This is a genomic window from Aquitalea aquatica (assembly GCF_013911085.1).
Classification (GTDB): domain Bacteria; phylum Pseudomonadota; class Gammaproteobacteria; order Burkholderiales; family Chromobacteriaceae; genus Aquitalea; species Aquitalea aquatica.
This window is the reverse complement of record NZ_JACERN010000042.1, coordinates 246,913-264,129: the sequence shown is the minus strand read 5'-3', so window position 1 is coordinate 264,129 and position 17,217 is coordinate 246,913. Positions and strand designations below refer to the sequence as shown.

At 61.8% G+C, this 17,217-nt stretch carries 15 protein-coding genes; 8 read left to right on the top strand and 7 right to left on the bottom strand.

Going from position 1 to position 17,217, the window contains the following annotated elements:
• Window positions 1-182 precede the first annotated feature (182 nt).
• From H2Z84_RS18875 to H2Z84_RS18865, 3 genes are all read left to right on the top strand, one after another.
• A complete protein-coding gene (locus tag H2Z84_RS18875) occupies window positions 183-911 on the top strand; it encodes a GntR family transcriptional regulator (protein ID WP_181837325.1) in 729 nt (242 codons plus the stop codon).
• A gap of 175 nt (window positions 912-1,086) precedes the next feature.
• The gene (locus H2Z84_RS18870; RefSeq protein ID WP_181837324.1) at window positions 1,087-2,343 is read left to right on the top strand and encodes an SfnB family sulfur acquisition oxidoreductase; all 1,257 of its coding nucleotides are present in this window, start codon (window positions 1,087-1,089) and stop codon (window positions 2,341-2,343) included.
• 58 nt (window positions 2,344-2,401) lie between these two features.
• Window positions 2,402-3,634: an acyl-CoA dehydrogenase family protein gene (locus H2Z84_RS18865; RefSeq protein WP_181837323.1), complete on the top strand. Its 1,233-nt coding sequence runs from the start codon at window positions 2,402-2,404 to the stop codon at window positions 3,632-3,634.
• A 113-nt stretch (window positions 3,635-3,747) separates the two neighbouring features.
• Here the strand turns inward: H2Z84_RS18865 and H2Z84_RS18860 are convergent, their stop codons facing one another.
• From H2Z84_RS18860 to H2Z84_RS18850, 3 genes are all read right to left on the bottom strand, one after another.
• Window positions 3,748-5,160 (bottom strand): LLM class flavin-dependent oxidoreductase, encoded by a 1,413-nt coding sequence (locus H2Z84_RS18860; protein ID WP_181837322.1) that lies wholly within the window; start codon window positions 5,158-5,160, stop codon window positions 3,748-3,750.
• Window positions 5,161-5,479: 319 nt separating this feature from the next.
• A complete protein-coding gene (ribB, locus tag H2Z84_RS18855) occupies window positions 5,480-6,160 on the bottom strand; it encodes a 3,4-dihydroxy-2-butanone-4-phosphate synthase (protein WP_181837321.1) in 681 nt (226 codons plus the stop codon).
• Window positions 6,161-6,168: 8 nt separating this feature from the next.
• Window positions 6,169-7,350: an acyl-CoA dehydrogenase family protein gene (locus H2Z84_RS18850; RefSeq protein ID WP_181837320.1), complete on the bottom strand. Its 1,182-nt coding sequence runs from the start codon at window positions 7,348-7,350 to the stop codon at window positions 6,169-6,171.
• Between the two features lie 415 nt (window positions 7,351-7,765).
• Here H2Z84_RS18850 and H2Z84_RS18845 point away from each other — a divergent pair, with 415 nt between their 5' ends.
• The 5 genes from H2Z84_RS18845 (at window position 7,766) to H2Z84_RS18825 (ending at window position 12,873) form a co-directional block, all read left to right on the top strand.
• Window positions 7,766-8,974 carry an acyl-CoA dehydrogenase family protein gene (locus tag H2Z84_RS18845; RefSeq protein WP_258869485.1) on the top strand — a complete coding sequence of 403 codons (1,209 nt, stop codon included), beginning with the start codon at window positions 7,766-7,768 and terminating at the stop codon, window positions 8,972-8,974.
• On the top strand, window positions 8,929-10,092 hold the full coding sequence (locus H2Z84_RS18840) for a sigma-54 interaction domain-containing protein (RefSeq protein ID WP_309545501.1): 1,164 nt from the start codon (window positions 8,929-8,931) through the stop codon (window positions 10,090-10,092). The genes H2Z84_RS18845 and H2Z84_RS18840 overlap by 46 nt, the downstream gene beginning before the upstream one ends.
• A gap of 300 nt (window positions 10,093-10,392) precedes the next feature.
• Window positions 10,393-11,151: an amino acid ABC transporter substrate-binding protein gene (locus H2Z84_RS18835; protein WP_309545500.1), complete on the top strand. Its 759-nt coding sequence runs from the start codon at window positions 10,393-10,395 to the stop codon at window positions 11,149-11,151.
• A 280-nt stretch (window positions 11,152-11,431) separates the two neighbouring features.
• Window positions 11,432-12,112, top strand: a complete 681-nt coding sequence (locus H2Z84_RS18830; protein WP_103523205.1) for an amino acid ABC transporter permease — start codon at window positions 11,432-11,434, stop codon at window positions 12,110-12,112.
• Window positions 12,109-12,873: an amino acid ABC transporter ATP-binding protein gene (locus H2Z84_RS18825; RefSeq protein ID WP_181837318.1), complete on the top strand. Its 765-nt coding sequence runs from the start codon at window positions 12,109-12,111 to the stop codon at window positions 12,871-12,873. Before H2Z84_RS18830 ends, H2Z84_RS18825 begins: the two co-directional genes overlap by 4 nt.
• Before the next feature lie 87 nt (window positions 12,874-12,960).
• Here the strand turns inward: H2Z84_RS18825 and H2Z84_RS18820 are convergent, their stop codons facing one another.
• The 4 genes from H2Z84_RS18820 to H2Z84_RS18805 form a co-directional block, all read right to left on the bottom strand.
• Complete coding sequence (locus H2Z84_RS18820; RefSeq protein ID WP_181837317.1) at window positions 12,961-13,740, bottom strand: MetQ/NlpA family ABC transporter substrate-binding protein; 780 nt, start codon at window positions 13,738-13,740, stop codon at window positions 12,961-12,963.
• Window positions 13,737-14,798, bottom strand: coding sequence for an isopenicillin N synthase family dioxygenase (locus H2Z84_RS18815; protein ID WP_181837316.1), 1,062 nt, complete (start codon window positions 14,796-14,798; stop codon window positions 13,737-13,739). Before H2Z84_RS18815 ends, H2Z84_RS18820 begins: the two co-directional genes overlap by 4 nt.
• Before the next feature lie 225 nt (window positions 14,799-15,023).
• Window positions 15,024-15,779 (bottom strand): ABC transporter ATP-binding protein, encoded by a 756-nt coding sequence (locus H2Z84_RS18810; protein WP_181837315.1) that lies wholly within the window; start codon window positions 15,777-15,779, stop codon window positions 15,024-15,026.
• Window positions 15,780-15,862: 83 nt separating this feature from the next.
• Window positions 15,863-17,197, bottom strand: coding sequence for an ABC transporter substrate-binding protein (locus H2Z84_RS18805; protein WP_103523200.1), 1,335 nt, complete (start codon window positions 17,195-17,197; stop codon window positions 15,863-15,865).
• Window positions 17,198-17,217 lie beyond the last annotated feature (20 nt).

Below are 17,217 nucleotides of genomic sequence, written 5' to 3'. Positions count from 1 at the left end.
GCGCCGGTCTGGCCGCTGTGGCATGAAGGTGATGGGCCGATTCTAGTCAGCGCCCTGCCCGTCACGAACCAAGGAAAACAGCAAAGCAAATCAATTTAAGTCATAACCTGTCATGACAAGTTGCCAGGGTTTACGGCATATACTCGCTGCAGTTCATTACTGCATCTGCCCTACTACTACTCATGCCCACCCTGAACGCCCCCCAGGCGCTGCATGCCCGCATCCGCGAAAGCCTGCGCAGCCAGATTCTCAGCGGCCATTACGGCCAGCACGACAAACTGCCATCGGAAAAGCAGCTGATGGAAAGCTTTGGCGTCAGCCGCATCACCGTACGCCATGCCCTGGGCGCACTGGAACAGGAAGGCATGGTGTTCCGCATTGCCGGCAAAGGCTGCTATGTAGCCAAGAGCAAACCGGCGCAGACCCTTACCCGGCTGCAAGGCTTTGCCGAGGCCATGCACAGCCAGGGCTACGCCGCCTGCAACCGGGTACTGAGCCTGCAAACCCTGCCCGCCAGCGAAACCGTGGCGCTGGCATTTGGCGTGGCCGTGGGCACGCCCATGGTGGAGCTGCGCCGCCTGCGCTATCTGGACAATCTGCCGGTGTCGCTGGACATCAGTTACTTCACCCAGGAACTGGGGCTACGGCTGGCGCGTGAAGACCTGGCCAGCCGCGACGTGTTTCATATTCTGGAAAACGACTACGGCCTGCCGCTGGGCCATGCCGACCTCAGCATAGAAGCCACGCTGGCCAGCGCAGAAGAGGCGCAACTGCTGGACGTGGCACCCGCTGCCCCGCTGCTGGCCTTGCAACGCATGACCCGTGGTGCCGATGGCGCCGGGCTGGAGCTGGACTTCATCCGTTACCGTGCCGACCGCTTTCGCTACCAGCTGCGGGTGGAGCGCAATTAAGCCCGCGTCCTGCGCAACAGCCCCCCTGCTGCGCAGGCAGCAGCCAGCCAGCACCGTTGTGCTGATTTACAGCAAAAAGCCGCATTTTTCGAGGTAAAACCAGGCATTTTCGCAGGCACGCTTATTGCCATTCTTGTGGCGTCCCCGGATATCCGGACTTACACAAGGAAATGCGATGACGACCTCCCTGAGCGACCAAGCTGCCGTTCGTGTCAACTCTCCCGAGCCTTTCGCCGCCCGCCCGCGCCCGACCACTCCGGCGCACATCATCCGCGACGATGCCGAAGCCATCGCCGTGGCGCGTCAGCTGGCCATCCGTTTTGCCCACGATGCCGCCCTGCGCGACCGCGAGGGCCTGCTGCCGCTGGCCGAAGTGGATGCCTACTCGCAAAGCGGGCTGTGGGGCATCAACGCGCCCAAGGCCTATGGCGGCGCAGGCGTGTCCTACGCCACGCTGGCCGAGGTGATCAAGATCATCGCCGAAGCCGACTCCAGCATCGCCCAGATCACCCAGAACCATCTGGCCATCAACCTGCATATCGCGCTGGATGGCAGCGAGGCGCAAAAGCAGGAACTGTTCGGCCTGGTGCTGCAGGGCTACCGCTTTGGCAATGCCTTCTCCGAACTCAATAGCAAGACCGTGGCCGCGTTTGAAACCCGCTATGCCCTCGACGGTGATACCGCCGTGGTGAATGGCGAGAAGTTCTACACCACCGGCGCGCTGCTGGCGCACATCGTGCCCATCGTGGCGGTGGGTGAGGACGGCCTGGGCGCGCTGGTATTTACCGACCGCGACACGCCGGGGCTGAGCGTGATCAACAACTGGTCCAGCTTTGGCCAGCGCACCACTGCCTCCGGCGGCGTGAAGATTGAACAGGTACGTGTACCGGCCAGCCGCGTGCTGCCGATTGCCGCCTTCGACACCCCCACCGTGGCTGGACCGGTATCACAGATCATCCAGGCGGCGATTGACGGCGGCATTGCCCGCGCCGCACTGGCCGACACCATCGAGTTCATCCGCTCACAAAGCCGCCCCTGGCTGGACAGCGGCAAGGACAAGGCCGCCGACGACCCGTTTACCGTTTCCGCCATCGGCCTGCTGGAAATCCGCCTGCATGCTGCCGAAGCCCTGCTGGAAAAGGCCGGCCGCCTGATCGACGCCGCGCTGGCCCAGCCGGATGACAGCAGCGTGGCACTGGCCACCGTTGCCACTGCCGAAGCCAAGGTGCTGACCACCGAAATTGCCATCGAGGCCAGCAACAAGCTGTTTGAACTGACCGGCACCCGCGCCACCCTGATTGCCCACAACCTGGACCGCCACTGGCGCAATGCCCGCGTGCACACCCTGCACGACCCGGTGCGCTGGAAATACTTCCACATCGGCAACTACTACCTGAACCACATTGCGCCGCCGCGCCACCCGTGGAACTAAACCCTCACCGGCAGTGCAGCACTGCCGGGTTTGCCATCACGCCAAACAGGAAACAACCATGAGCCAACACACCCTGCCGGACGACCTGTCCACCGGCACCGACTACGAAACCCTGGCCCAGCGCTTTCGCCCCATTTTTGCCGAAATCGCCCAGACCGCCCTGCAACGCGAACGCGAGCGCACGCTGCCCTACGAGCCGATCAACTGGCTGAAACAGGCCGGGTTTGGCGCGGTACGCGTGCCCAAGCAATATGGCGGGGCCGGTGCCTCGCTGCCGCAGCTGTTCCAGCTGCTGGTGGAACTGGCAACCGCCGACTCCAACCTGCCGCAAGCGCTGCGTGGCCATTTTGCTTTTGTCGAAGACCGCCTGAATGCCCCGGCAAGCCCGGAACGCGCAGTCTGGTTCCAGCGCTTTGTTGCCGGTGAAATTGTCGGCAATGCCTGGACCGAAATCGGCGAAGTCGCCGTGGGCGAGGTCATTACCCGTGTCAGCCGCCAGGGCGACAAACTGCTGCTCAATGGCCGCAAGTTCTACAGCACCGGCAGCATTTTTGCCGACTGGATCGACGTCTACGCCCAGGTGGATGGCAGCAATCAGGACGTGATTGCCGCCATCCGCACCAGCGACCCCGGCGTCACGCAAAGCGACGACTGGGACGGCTTTGGCCAGCGCACCACCGGCAGCGGCAGCACCGTGTTTGAAAACGTGACGGTGGAACCGGAAAACCTGATCGACTTTGCCAGCCGCTTCAAATACCAGACCGCCTTCTACCAGCTGGTATTGCTGGCGGTGCTGGCCGGTATCGGCAAGGCGGTGGAACGCGATGTGGCGCAGCAAGTGCGCGATAGAAAGCGCGTGTTCAGCACCGGCAATGCCAGTAGCGTGAGCCAGGATGCGCAGATCCAGCAGGTGGTGGGTGAAATCTCCGCGCTGGCCTATGCTGCCGAAGCCACCGCCATTCGCGCTGCCCACCCGGCCCAGCGCGCTTACGAAGCCCGCTTTGGCAATGACGCCGCGCGCGAACGCCGAGCTAATATCGACGCCGAGCTGGAATCGGGCAAGGCGCAGATCGCGGTATCCGAACTGGTATTGCGTGCCGCCACCCAGCTATTCAATGCCCTGGGTGCATCGTCGGCCCGCGCCGAACTGCTGCTGGACCGCCACTGGCGCAATGCCCGCACCGTGGCATCGCACAATCCACTGATCTACAAGGCGCGCATTGCCGGTGACTGGGCCATCAACGGCACCGAGCCGCCCTATGTCTGGCAGATTGGCCGCGGTAAGGGCTGACTGGTTTCACGAAGCGGAAAATGACAAGGCCCGCGCTTGCGGGCCTTTTGTATGGATGCCCTGCATAGAAAACCGCGCCATGAGGCGCGGTGTTGACTAGCGGGGTCCGGAGTTCAAGCCGGTTGCACATCAGCCGCCGCAGCCTGCGCGTGCTTTTGTTTCCAGGCTTCGATGTCGCGGTATTGCGCGGCCGGGTGGTTGGCTGGCAATAGCGGGCCGGCGCCAAACAGCTTTTCGCGCAGCGTACCGGGGCGGTATTCGGTCTGGTACACGCCTCGGCGCTGCAATTCCGGCACCAGGTATTCCACCACGTCTTCGAAGGTTTCATGCGCGACGGCATAGGCCAGATTGAAACCGTCGGTATCGGTGGCTTTCACCCAGTCTTGCAGGATGTCGGCCACGGTGGCGGCCGAGCCGACAAACACCGGCCCCAGCCCGCCAATGCCGCCAAAGCGCGCCAGCTCGTCGATGGTCCAGGCCTTGCTGCCATTGGACAGATGCTCGACAGCGGAAATGATGGCGTTGGTGTCCACGTGGCGTACCAGCTCGGTAGGCGCGTACTGGCCAAAGTCGATGCCGGTCCAGCCGGACATGAATACCAGTGAGCCATCGTAGGAGGCGTAGCGCTGGTATTCGGCAAACTTGGCCTGGGCTTTGGCGTCGGTTTCGTCCACGATCACCGTCACCAGATTGAATATCTTGATCTGTTGCGGGTCACGCCCGGCGGCAGCAGCCTGGCTGCGTACGTCGTCCACATAGCGGCGCAGAATATCCTTGGTGGGCGCGGCCACGAACACGCACTCGGCATGCTGGGCGGCAAATGCCTTGCCTCTGCCCGATGCGCCGGCCTGAAACAGCACCGGCGTGCGCTGCGGCGAAGGTTCGCTCAGGTGATAACCCGGCACCTCGAAGTATTTCCCCTTGTGGCCGATTTCATGCACTTTTTCCGGGTGGGCGAAAATGCCGCGCTCGCGGTCGCGCACCACCGCGCCATCTTCCCAGCTGCCTTCCAGCAGCTTGTAGATCACCTCGATATATTCATCTGCCACATCGTAGCGGTTGTCATGGCGGCGCAAGCCACCTTCGCTGATGTTTTTCGCACCGCTCTCCAGGTAGGAAGTGACGATATTCCAGCCCACCCGTCCCTTGCTGTGGTGGTCCAGCGTACTCAGGCGGCGGGCAAAGGGATATGGGTGCTCGAACGATGTCGAGGCGGTAATGCCAATGCCCAGATGCTTGGTGGCCAGGGCAATCGGCGCGGCCAGTTGCAGCGGGTCATTGACCGGCAGTTGGGCGCCTTCGCGAATGGCATGGTGATTGCTGCCCTGATACACGTCGTAGTAGCCGATCACGTCGGCAATGAACACGGCATCGAACAGGCCGCGTTCCAGAATGCGCCCCAGGTCGGTCCAGTATTCCAGGTCCTTGTATTGCCAGGAGCGGTCGCGCGGATGGGTCCACAAGCCGGGCGACTGGTGCGCCACGCAGTTCATTTCAAAGGCATTGAAGCGGATGGTCTTGCTCATTGCAGTTCCTGTCAGGGTGGAATGAATACTCCCCGGTCACTGCAATATCCATACCCGGCGTCGCACTTGCAAACCAGCAATCCTGCTAAACAATCCCGTATTTAGAAAATCTGCATATCCATTACTTTTCAATGTGATAAACAACTTTCTTCATGTAACTTGCAGCATTTTCTTCAGAACACTTCTTAAGCAGAACTAGCACACGCCGGGCACGCTGCTGCCAGCACAACACCCCCGCAGCAGCCCTGCTTGACCGGCAGCAAGCAAAACACCCGCCGTAGCGGGTGTGACAAGGCAAGGCGATACCAGCAGAACCAACTCAGGCTGGCACGCCCACCGGAGTAGCAACTTCCAGCCCCGCCATTTCGGTTCGTTCCCGATAGGTAATCAGCTCGGCAATGGTGATGATGGGCAGGCCATGCTGACGGGCAAAGTTCAGCAATTCAGGGCGGCGCGCCATGCTGCCATCGTCATTGACGATTTCACACAGCACCCCGGCCGGGGCCAGCCCCGCCAGGCGCGACAGATCCAGTGCCGCCTCGGTATGCCCCGGACGCGCCAGCACCCCGCCCGGCGCATAGCGCAAGGGGAAAATATGCCCCGGCCGGGCAAAGTCGCTGGCCGGAATGCGGCTATCCGCCAGCGCCCGCAGTGTGGCGGCGCGGTCGGCTGCACTGATGCCGGTACTGGTGCCGTGCAGGTAATCCACGGTCACGGTGAAGGCAGTGCGTTGCGATTCATTATTGCTGCTCACCATCAGCGGCAGTTGCAGCTGGTCCAGCCGCTCGCCAGTCAGCGCCACGCACACCACGCCACTGCTGTAGCGCACCAGAAAGGCCATCTGCGCGGCGGTGATTTTCTCGGCGGCAATGATCAGGTCGCCTTCGTTTTCGCGGTCGGTATCATCCACCACCACGGCAAAACCACCGGCGGCAATGGCGGCAATGGCTTGTTCCACACTGTCAAAATCGTCTTCAACTGCTGGCAGGTTCTGGGTCATCTTGAGTCTCAGGAATAAAACGAGGGGGTCGGGTACTGGCCATTCAGTGCCCAGTCACCCAGCTCTTGCAGCTTGTAGTCCAGCGGGTCGTGCAGGCTGTGCACGCGCAAATTGCGCCAGAAACGGTCCAGCCGCAGCGCGGCGCTGGTGGCGCGCGCGCCGGTTACGTCAAAAATGCGGCTGGTCAGGTCCAGCCCGCTGCGGCTGGCATGCACCTTGGCGGCGGCAATCTGCAAGGCCAGCTGGCCACGGCCGGCTTCATCCAGCGCATCGCCTTGCTGCCATGCTGCATCCAGCTGCTGGCCTGCGTGGTCGGCCAGCAAACGTGCACCTTCCAGTGCGGCCTGGAATTCGCCGTAATGCAGCAGGGTGTAAGGGTCCTTGTTGGCCGTAGTCGCCAGCGAGGCCGGCCACAGCCGGCGTTGCTCCAGCGTGTAACGGCGGGCTTCGGCCAGCGCACCTTCGGCAATGCCCAGGTAGATATTGGTGAGGATCAGCTGGGCAAGCAGCGGGCGCAGGCAGGCGCGTGGCGTGGACAACGGGCCGGGCTGCAGCAGCAACTCATCCGGCGCTACCCGTACCTGTTCGAAGCGGGCGGAGCCGCTATCGGTCTGGCGCTGGCCGATATTGTCCCAGTCCTGGCGAATGTGCACACCGTCGCGCTTGGTGGGGATGACGGCAATCAGCAAACCGCCCTCGCCGGCGCGCAAGGCCGAGGCCAGCAGCATGTCCGAGTCGGTAGCGCCGGAGCAGAAACTCTTGTCACCATGAAAGCGGTAAGCATCGCCATCCGGCGTGGCCAGCGTGCGGGTATCCAGCGGATTGAGCGCATTCCCCCAGAACCAGCGTTCACGCACGGTTTGCTCGAACCAGGGCTGCCATTGGTCGGGCTGGCCAAACAACTGGGCAGTGGCCAGCAGCAAATGCTGGAAGGCAAAGACATGGGCCACCGAGCTATCCACCCGTGCCAGTTCGCGCACGATCTGCAAGGTAGTGCTCCAGCTTTCGCCCAGGCCACCGAATTCGCGCGGAATGATCAGGCCAAGCAGGCCGCTGTCACGCAGCGCATCACGCTCGGCCTTGGGCGTGCCACCAGCCTGATCACGCGCCACGGCCGTGCGGGCAAAACGGCCGGCCAGTTCGCGGGCAATGGCCAGCGGGCTGTCAGGACTGATCGACTGGGTGCTCATGCGCCCTCCTTTGCCTGGCGAAGCAGACTGTGCGGTGTGGCGAATAAAACATATTCGGTAGTGAATGAATGGCTGTGCATGTGATTACCTGAGGCTGAAATAAAACCTTTAGCGGTTTTTCCCGCTATTCAATAGCACGTTGCATGCCAGCTGAATCAATCCACAAAAATATCATTTCAGCTATTAATTGCTGCTCAAGCAGCAGATAAGGCATGCCGCACTGCTGCCTATGCAGCAGTCAATAAACACCGTGCTGTCCATGCAGCAGCATTCAGCCATTCCCGATAAGAGCCTGCTGCAGGCTAATTCAAATTACAGATATATTCCTGACAAATCCTTGGTTTACATCGCGCCAATAACATCGCCAAATCTGTGCTGTTTGATAGGAAATCGCCGATTGATAAAGGATGTGCTCTTGAATTTCCCCCACCACCTGCTGGCAGCACCGCAAACCGCCAGCACTCCCGCCTCGGCCCTGCTGCTGGCGCAGCAACTGGCCAGTCAGTTTGCGGCTACCGCAGCAGAACGCGACCACGCCGGCGGCACGCCCAAGGCAGAACGCGATGCCATCCGTGCCAGCGGCCTGCTCGGCCTGTCCATTGCCCGTGAGCTTGGCGGCATGGGTGCCAACTGGCAGGAGACGCTGCTGGTGGTACGCGAATTTGCCAAGGCCGACAGTTCGGTGGCCCATGTGTTTGCCTTTCACCACCTGATGCTGGCCACGGTGGAGCTGTTTGGCCGGCCGGAGCAGTGGCAGCCCTGGCATGAAATCACCACCCGGCAACACTGGTTCTGGGGCAATGCGCTTAATCCGCTGGACGAGCGCACCATCAGCAAGCGCTTGGCCGGCTGGCACGAATTTTCCGGGCAGAAAAGCTTTTGCTCCGGCGCGCTGGATTCGCAAATGCTGGTGGTCTCCGCCCGCAGCCAGCCGGGCGGGCAATTGGTGGTGGCCGCCATCCCCACCGGGCGCAGCGGTATCAGCGTGCAGCAGGACTGGAACAATATCGGCCAGCGCCAGACGGATAGCGGCAGCGTGCACTTTGAAAAGGTACGTATCGAAAACAATGAAATTCTCGATACGCCCGGCCCGCTCACCACGCCGCGCTCCTGCCTGCGGCCACTGCTGGCGCAGCTGATCCTCACCAATATCTATCTGGGCATTGCCGAAGGCGCTTTTGAAGAAGCCCGGCACTACACCCTGCACGAGGCGCGCCCCTGGCAGGCTGCGCAGGTAGACCACACCCACGAAGACCCCTACATCCTGGGGCATTACGGCGAATTCTGGGTGGGCCTGGAAAGCGTGCGCGCCCTCACCGACCGGGCTGGCGCCCGGCTGGTGGAGGCACTGGCCCGTGGCGAGGCGCTGAGCGAAAGCGAACGCGGCGAAGTGGCGATGAATATTGCGGCGGCCAAGGTGGCCGCCACCCGGATGGGGCTGAACCTGGCCTGTCAGATGTTCGAGGTCACCGGCGCGCGCGCCACCCATGCCGGACTGCGTCTGGACCGGCACTGGCGCAATCTGCGCACCCACACCTTGCACGATCCGGTTGATTACAAATTAAAGGAGTTAGGGGAATGGGCTTTGATTCGCAGCTATCCGACACCGACGTTTTATTCCTGAAACCCGCATCGGCCCGGCGGGCCGAGCCAGCACAAGGCCCGGCCATGCCCCTGATCACCCTGCCGAACCGGCAAAGCCTCACCACCTCCATCCGCGCCACGGCACAGGTGTTTGAAGACCCGCAATCCACCGCCCTGCTGGCGCGGATACAGCTGATTGCCCCCAGCGACGCCAATGTGCTGATCATCGGCGAAACCGGCACCGGCAAGGAGCTGATCGCCCGTCATGTGCATGCGCTGAGCCAGCGGGCAGATCAGCCCTTTGTCGCGGTCAATTGCGGCGCGTTTTCCGAATCGCTGGTGGAAAGCGAGCTGTTTGGCCATGAAAAAGGCGCATTTACCGGCGCCTTTGCCGCCAAACCCGGCTGGTTTGAGGCCGCTAATGGCGGCACGGTGTTTCTGGATGAAATCGGCGACTTGCCGCTGAACATCCAGGTGAAATTGCTGCGCATCCTGCAGGAGCGCGAGGTGGTGCGCCTGGGCTCGCGCAAGCCCATTCCCATCAATGTGCGGGTGATTGCCGCCACCAATGTGCGGCTGGAAGAAGCCGTCGCCGCCGGCCATTTCCGCGAGGACCTGTTCTACCGGCTGCGGGTGGCTCACCTGGCCTTGCCGGCGCTGCGCGACCGCCCCGGCGACATCCTGCCGCTGGCCCACCACTTTGTCGACGAATACCGCCAGCGCCTGGGTTATGGCGATATCACCCTGCATGCCGAAGCCGAACGCAAGCTGCTACAGCACCCATGGCCGGGCAATATCCGCGAGCTGGAAAACGTCATCCATCATGCCTTGCTGATCTGCAAGCACCATGTAGTGCGCAGCGAAGACCTGCAGCTGTCCTCACTACAGCTGAACCGCCGCAATGAACGCAGCAGCCAGCCACCGCTGGCTGGCGCTAGCGGCACTGACGATGCTCACCAGCAATTGCAGCAGGCACTGCAAGCGCTGTTCGAGGCCAATGGCAGCAATCTGTATGAAGACATCGAAAACAGCATCATTCGCGCCGCCTATAACTACTGCCACCGCAACCAGGTGCAGGCAGCCCGCCTGCTGGGCATCAGCCGCAACATCATCCGTGCCCGGCTGATCCGCCTGGGTGAAATCAGTGCCCTGCGCTAGGGCGCAGCTGGCTTACGCAACACTGCTGGGTGCAGCGCCGCAGCGTATTCGCATTCCGGCCAGGGCCGCCATGCCTGCTTGCCGTACTGCTTGCACTGTTGCGTCGGCGCGCCATTGTCAGTGGCGCGCAGCCCGATCGCGCCGCCGCTGATCATCACCACCAGGCAGCCCTGCTTATTCGTTTTAATGATTAGTAATGTGATTTTTCTTGTTTATTGAGAATAAGGCCTGCTTGATATAGTCGCCGCAGGCCGCCGGATGGCGGCAATACATCACGACAAAAACAGCCAGGAGTACATTGTGAAACGATTTGCCATTGCCGCCCTGCTCGCCACCGTCCTGCCCGGCCTTGCCGCTGCTGAAGACCTTGCCAAGATCAAATCCGCCGGCGTGATTCGCGTGGGCACCGAAGGCACTTACGCCCCGTTTACCTATCACGATGCCAGCGGCAAGCTGGTGGGTTTTGATGTAGAGATTGCCCAGGCCGTAGCCGCCAAGCTGGGTGTGAAAGCCGAATTCATCGAAGGCAAATGGGACGGCCTGATTGCCGGCCTGGATGCCAACCGTTACGACGCGGTGGCCAACGAGGTGTCGATCACCGATGCGCGCAAGGCCAAGTACGACTTCTCCAGCGCCTACATCGCCTCCAAGGCCGCGCTGATCGTGAATGGCAACAGCCCGATCAAGAGCTTTGCCGACCTCAAAGGCAGAAAGTCCGCCAACACCCTGACCAGCAACTTCGGCAAGCTGGCGCAATCCTTCGGCGCGGAAGTCGTCCCGGTACAAGGCTTTAACGATTCGCTGGAGCTGCTGGCCTCCGGCCGGGTAGATGCCACCATCAACGACAGCCTGTCCTTCCTGGATTACAAGAAGCACCAGCCCAACTCCAAGCTGCGCATTGCCGCCACCGAAAAGGACGCCGACTTCTCCGGCATCATTTTCCGCAAGGGCAATCCGCAGCTGCAGGCCGCCATCAACAAGGCACTGGCTGACATCAAGGCTGATGGCAGCTATCAGAAGATTTCCTTCAAGTACTTTGGCGAAGACGTGTCGCACTAAGCGCACCCCGCCCCGGACTTGCCAGCTTGCCCCGTCCTACGGGGCAGCAGGCTGCGGACAAAGTGATTGGGTACGGTTTCACTGGCCCCGGCAAAGCCGGGCCTCTCGACCAAGTCATGACTTCCGCAGCCTTCCTGTCTATTCCCTATCCCCCCGCCCTTTCCCTGAAAGGGAGCCTCGCTTTCCTTTCGGAAAACGAGAGGGTTTTGTCAAAATCTGCCGCCCCGTTCTACGGGGCAAGTTTTTTTGCACCGCACAATAACAATCATGGAGTCGGCACATGCCTGAATGGTTGAAACTGATGGTGGAGTCCCTGCCGCCGCTGCTGTATGCAGGGCTGGTGTTCACCGTACCGCTTACCCTGCTGTCCTTTGCCTGTGGCCTGTCGCTGGGCTTTGTCACCGCACTGGTGCGGCTGTATGGCCCCAAGCCGCTGGCGGACGGCTTCCGCTTTTATGTGTGGCTGATTCGCGGCACGCCCTTGCTGGTGCAGCTGTTCCTGATTTTTTACGGCCTGCCCAAGGCCGGCATCGTGTTCGACCCCTTGCCCGCCGCCGTCATCGGCTTTTCCCTGAATGTGGGTGCCTACACCTCGGAAGTCATCCGCGCCGCCCTGCTGGCGGTACCGCGCGGCCAGTGGGAAGCCGCCTACTCCATCGGCCTGACCTGGGCCCAGGCCATGCGCCGCACCATCCTGCCGCAGGCCAGCCGCGTGGCCGTGCCGCCCTTGGCCAATACCTTCATCTCGCTGATCAAGGACACCTCGCTGGCCGCAGTACTGACCGTGCCGGAAATCTTCCAGGCCGCGCAGCGCATTGCCTCGGTCACCTATGAACCGCTGATCCTGTATACCGAAACCGCACTGATCTACCTTGCGTTCAGCTCCGTGCTGTCCGCCGGTCAGCAAAAGCTGGAAGCCCGTTTTGGCCAGCACCTGCACCAGGCCCAGGAGACGAAATGATTCAACTGCATAATATCGACAAGCATTTTGGCAGCCAGCACGTGCTCAAGGACGTGTCGCTGCAGGTGGCCCCTGGCCAGGTGACGGCGCTGATCGGCCCGTCCGGCAGCGGCAAGAGCACCCTGCTGCGCTGCATCAACCTGCTGGAAACCCCCAGCGCCGGGCAGATTACCCTGGGCGATGCCAGCCTGCAGTTTGGCCATGACCATGCCCAGCCGGGACGTCAGGACATTCATCGCCTGCGCCTGCAAACCGGCATGGTGTTCCAGAACTTCCAGCTGTTTCCGCACCGCACCGCGCTGGAAAACGTGATGGAAGGCCTGCTGGTGGTGAAGAAATGGCCACGCGCCCAGGCCGAGGCCCGCGCCCGTGAGCTGCTGCAACAAGTAGGCATGGCGCACAAGGCGGATGCCTGGCCCGGCACCCTGTCCGGTGGCCAGCAGCAACGGGTGGCCATTGCCCGCGCCCTGGCCCAGTCCCCCGGCCTGCTGCTGTGTGATGAACCCACCTCGGCGCTGGACCCGGAGCTGGCCAGCGAAGTGGTGGCCGTACTGCGTGACCTTGCTGCCAACAAGATGACCATGCTGATTGCCACCCACGACCTGCGACTGGCCGCCACGCTGGCCGACACCGTGGTGTTTCTGGAAGATGGCCGCATCGTGGAGCAAGGCAGCAGCCGCCAGTTATTCCTGCAGCCACAAAACCCGCGCACCGCCAGCTATGTGTCCACGCTGAAGGAAGGCCTGCCGGAAGACTGGTAAAACCTAGAACCGCAGGTAAACAAGACAAAGGCGTCCACCGTGAGGGGACGCCTTTGTTGCATCTGCCGGTATCTCAGAAGCACCGTGTCAGAACACCGGCACCACCGCACCCTGATAACGCTGGTCGATGAACTGGCGCACATCGTCGGTGGACAGCGCCGCCACCAGCTTTTTCAGCGCCGGACTGCTGCGGTTGTCCTCGCGTGACACGATGATATTGGCGTAAGGCGACTGGCTGCCTTCGCTGAACAGCGCATCACGCTTGGGTTTCAGCCCGCCTTGCAGCGCGTAGTTGGTATTGATCAGCGCAATGTCTACCTGGTCCAGCACCCGTGGCAGGGTGGCGGCTTCCAGTTCCTTGATCTTGAAATGGTGCGGATTGCTGCTGATGTCACGCACACCGGACAGGATGTTGGTCGGGTCCTTCAGGCTGATCAGGCCCTGCTTGTGCAGCAGCAACAGAGCGCGGCCGGTATTGGACGGGTCGTTGGGGATGGCGATGGTGGCGCCATCCGGCAGTTCGCTGGCCTTGTGGACCTTGTGCGAGTACGCGCCGAACGGCTCCACATGAATGGCCGCCACGCTCACCAGCCGGGTGCCCTTGGACTTGTTGAAGCTATCCAGAAAGGGCTGGTGCTGGAAGTAGTTGGCATCGATTTCCTTGCCGGCCACCGCCAGGTTTTCCTGCAAGCCATTGCTGAACACTTTCACTTTCAACTCAATGCCTTGTTTGGCCAGCACTGGCTTCACGTGCTCCAGAATCTCGGCATGCGGGACCGCTTCAGCACCGATGGTCAGTACTTCGGCGTGGGCGGTGAGGCTGGTGGCCAGGCCAAACAATGCCAGCCAGAGGCTTGCGCGTTTCATGCATATTCTCCTGCGGAGGTGGGAAGGGAAGCGGCCTGCAATGCTTGCGGGGAAAGCAGGTCGGCATGGTGTCGGACGGCCACCTTGGGATGGGAGCGCAGCCGCCCTTTGAGATAGTTGTCACCAATGCGGTAAAACAGCGGGTTATCCGGGTCGGCCTCCGGGCCACGTGCTTCGGCGGCCAGATAATCTGGCAATTGCAGCAGCGGAATGGTGGCATCCAGCCGCGGGCCGAGGAAAAAGGCTACGGACAAGCGGTCCCTGCCCTCCGGCGGGCTCAGCACGCGATGCACATTGGCCCGCAGATAGCCGTCGGATGCCATTTCCAGCGATTCACCGATATTGACGATGAAGCTGCCCGGCAGTGACGGCGCATCAATCCAGCCCTGTTCGGTTTCCACTTGCAGGCCGTCCTGGCTATCGTCTTGCAGCAACAGGGTGAGGAAGCCGCCGTCCTTGTGCGGCCCCACGCCCTGCCCGGCCGCACCTTGCGCGCTACCCGGATAGCGGATGATTTTCAGATGCTGCACCGGAGCCAGGGCAAAGGCATCGTCAAAAATGTCGACCGGCTGCTGCAGGGCTTCGGCAAAGGCACGCAGCAAGCGGATGGAAAGCCGGGTGGTTTCCTGCTGCCAGTCCTGCAGCACCGGCTTGAGCTGCGGCAAGGCCATCGGCCATTGATTGGGGCCTTGCAGACGCCACCACGGCCCCTGCGCTGCCAGGACTGGTCGCGCCGGGCGTTCGGCACCGATATCCAGTTGTTCGCGCCAGTCGGCAGCACCACGGGTGCGTTCTTCTCCGGCACGGGTATAGCCACGAAAATGCGGCGAGTTTTCCATGTCGATGGCCAGCTTGTCGGCCTCTGGCAAGGCAAAAAATGCGCGTGCGGCCTGACGCAGTGCCGTCACCTTGTCAGCGGCAATACCATGGCCGACCAGATAAAAGAAACCGTGATCGCGTGCTGCGCCGCGCAGTTGTTGCAGCAGTTGCTGGCGTTGTTCCGGGCTGCCATTCAGCAGGCTGAAATCGATGACAGGCAAGGTAAGAGGGCTTGGCATGACAACTCCGTAAAGCAGCACCACCGGGGTGCCGGGAAGCTCCACGATATGCCATGCCAATGGCAATGCGAACCAAGAAAAACTGATTTGAATATCAAGCCAATAACGTGGCTGAGCAGGGTGTCGCGCCGCTGAAGAACGGCGCGCTGGTGCCGCCTGTACCAGCAGGATGAATGATAGCGAGCGCTGTTGTCTGCGCCGGAATGTGACAGTGACAGCCTGGCCTCAGGCTGCCTCGACACTGCCGCCCAGATAGAACTGATGCACATCTTCACGCGCCGCCAGCTCGGCCGAACTGCCCGACAGTGCCACATGGCCGTTTTCCAGCAGATAAGCCTGATGGCTGTAGTGCAAGGCCAGGTTGGCGTTCTGCTCGGCCAGCAGAAAGCTCACCCCTTCCTGCCGGTTCAGCGCCTGCAGGATCTCGAAAATTTCCTCGACGATTTTCGGTGCCAGGCCCATGGAAGGCTCATCCAGCAACACCAGCCGTGGGGCGGCCATCAATGCGCGGCCAATGGCCACCATCTGCTGCTCGCCACCCGAGGTATAGCCCGCCTGCGAGCGGCGGCGTTCTTTCAGACGCGGGAAATACTGGTAGATGCGGTCCAGATCCTGCTGCAAGGCCGCACGGCTGGGCTTGCGCGCAAAAGCACCGGTCAGCAGGTTTTCTTCCACGCTCAGGTGGGCAAAGCAATGCCGCCCTTCCAGCACCTGCACCAGCCCGCGCTGCACCAGCTCATGCGGCGCGGTGTGGCTGACATCCTGCCCGGCATAGACAATGCGCCCTTGCTGCAGGCAGCCGCGCTCGGCTGCCACCAGGCCGGCAATGGCCTTGAGGGTGCTGCTCTTGCCTGCCCCATTGGCACCCAGCAAGGCCACGACCTGCCCCTCGTCCACCTGCAAGGAAACACTGGCCACGGCCAGAATGGCCTGGTTGTACACCACCTGAATGCCTTCCACCTGTAGTAAGGGCTGGCTCATGATTCAACTCCGCAATCCGTCAAAAACCGGGTGACAAAAACCCGGCGCAGCAAGCCGCGCCGGGCGTGGACGGGCTCAGGCCATCACGATTCCTTGCTGCAATCGCGCGGGGTGATGCCCTTTTCCTTGGCGTACTTGTGCGAGGAGTCCTCGATGATGGGGCGCAGCAGCTTGCGGTCGGCCTGTACCCACGGCGAAATCACTTTCCACTGCTGGCCGTCCCACTGCTGGAAGCGCACCGCGCCGCCGCCTTCGTGGTCAGCGCAGCTCAGTTGCAGCGGTTGCAACAGGCCCAGCGCGCCCACTTCCTTCAGCCGCTTGTCGTCAAAGTGCAGGTGCTCGAAGCCCCAGCGCACTTGTTCGCCGGTCAGCGGTTTCTTGCCGAACTTGGCCTGTGCCAGACGCACGGCTTCCACGTTCAGGATGCCGTTGACCACGCCCAGGTTGTAATACACCGTGCCAAAGCGCTTGGGGTCGGCCAGATTGCCCTTGCCCGCATCCAGCACAGTTTTCTTGATGCCTTGCAGCACCGGGAACTGGCTGCCGGATGGATGGGTGGTAATCGAGATGAAGCCCTTGGCGGCAGCACCGGCCGGGGCGGCGTCTTCTTCCGAGTTGCTCCAGATATTGCCGATGATGTGGTCAGCCGGATAACCGGTTTTCTGGGCGGTTTTCAGTGCCACCGGGTTCATCACGCCCCAGCCGCGCAGGATCACCCAGTCCGGCTTTTGCTGGCGGATGGTCAGCCATTGCGATTGCTGCTCGTTACCCGGATGCGGCACCTCCAGCGACACCAGCTGGAAGCCGTACTTCTTCGACAGCAGCTCCAGGATGGGGTTGGTTTCCTTGCCATAAGGCGAGCCGTGGTAGAGCACGGCAATCTTCTTGCCCTTCAGCTTGGCCAGGCCGCCGGACTTCTGGCCGATGTAGTTGATGATGGCCGACACCTCGGAGTACGGGTTCAGCTGCAGCGGGAAGACATAAGGAAACACGCTGCCGTCGGTGGAGTCGGTACGGCCGTGGTTGATGGTAATCAGCGGCAGCTTGTCGGCGGTGGAGCGCTCCAGCGTGGCATAGGCAATGCCCACCGACAGCGGGTTGGTGGCAGCAGCCGGTGCGCCGTTCAGGCCCTTTTTCAGCCGCTCGTAGCACTCCACCCCTTTTTCCACCACGTATTCGGTTTCGCACTCGCTCCAGGTCAGCTTGACGCCGTTGACGCCGCCTTCCTTGATATTCACGTACTGCAGGTAATCGATAAAGCCGCCGAAAAAGCCGGTGCCGCCAGCCGCATACGGCCCCACGCGGTAGCTTTGCAGCGGGAAATACTGCTCGCCGCCCGCCTGTGCCGTGGCCGATGCTGCCGCCAGGCCCAATGCCAGTACGACCGCCCCTTTCAGTGTGTGCAGATGATTTTTCATTATGGGTAAACTCCCTGGTT

What these genes read in the sequence shown, in the direction of transcription:
- H2Z84_RS18815 (WP_181837316.1), bottom strand. Translation starts at nt 14,798, where the DNA reads ATGCCAAGCCCTCTTACCTTGCCTGTCATCGATTTCAGCCTGCTGAAT.
- H2Z84_RS18825 (WP_181837318.1), top strand. Translation starts at nt 12,109, where the DNA reads ATGATTCAACTGCATAATATCGACAAGCATTTTGGCAGCCAGCACGTG.
- H2Z84_RS18840 (WP_309545501.1), top strand. Translation starts at nt 8,929, where the DNA reads ATGGGCTTTGATTCGCAGCTATCCGACACCGACGTTTTATTCCTGAAA.
- ribB (WP_181837321.1), bottom strand. Translation starts at nt 6,160, where the DNA reads ATGACCCAGAACCTGCCAGCAGTTGAAGACGATTTTGACAGTGTGGAA.
- H2Z84_RS18870 (WP_181837324.1), top strand. Translation starts at nt 1,087, where the DNA reads ATGACGACCTCCCTGAGCGACCAAGCTGCCGTTCGTGTCAACTCTCCC.
- H2Z84_RS18850 (WP_181837320.1), bottom strand. Translation starts at nt 7,350, where the DNA reads ATGAGCACCCAGTCGATCAGTCCTGACAGCCCGCTGGCCATTGCCCGC.
- H2Z84_RS18810 (WP_181837315.1), bottom strand. Translation starts at nt 15,779, where the DNA reads ATGAGCCAGCCCTTACTACAGGTGGAAGGCATTCAGGTGGTGTACAAC.
- H2Z84_RS18820 (WP_181837317.1), bottom strand. Translation starts at nt 13,740, where the DNA reads ATGAAACGCGCAAGCCTCTGGCTGGCATTGTTTGGCCTGGCCACCAGC.
- H2Z84_RS18875 (WP_181837325.1), top strand. Translation starts at nt 183, where the DNA reads ATGCCCACCCTGAACGCCCCCCAGGCGCTGCATGCCCGCATCCGCGAA.
- H2Z84_RS18865 (WP_181837323.1), top strand. Translation starts at nt 2,402, where the DNA reads ATGAGCCAACACACCCTGCCGGACGACCTGTCCACCGGCACCGACTAC.
- H2Z84_RS18805 (WP_103523200.1), bottom strand. Translation starts at nt 17,197, where the DNA reads ATGAAAAATCATCTGCACACACTGAAAGGGGCGGTCGTACTGGCATTG.
- H2Z84_RS18860 (WP_181837322.1), bottom strand. Translation starts at nt 5,160, where the DNA reads ATGAGCAAGACCATCCGCTTCAATGCCTTTGAAATGAACTGCGTGGCG.
- H2Z84_RS18830 (WP_103523205.1), top strand. Translation starts at nt 11,432, where the DNA reads ATGCCTGAATGGTTGAAACTGATGGTGGAGTCCCTGCCGCCGCTGCTG.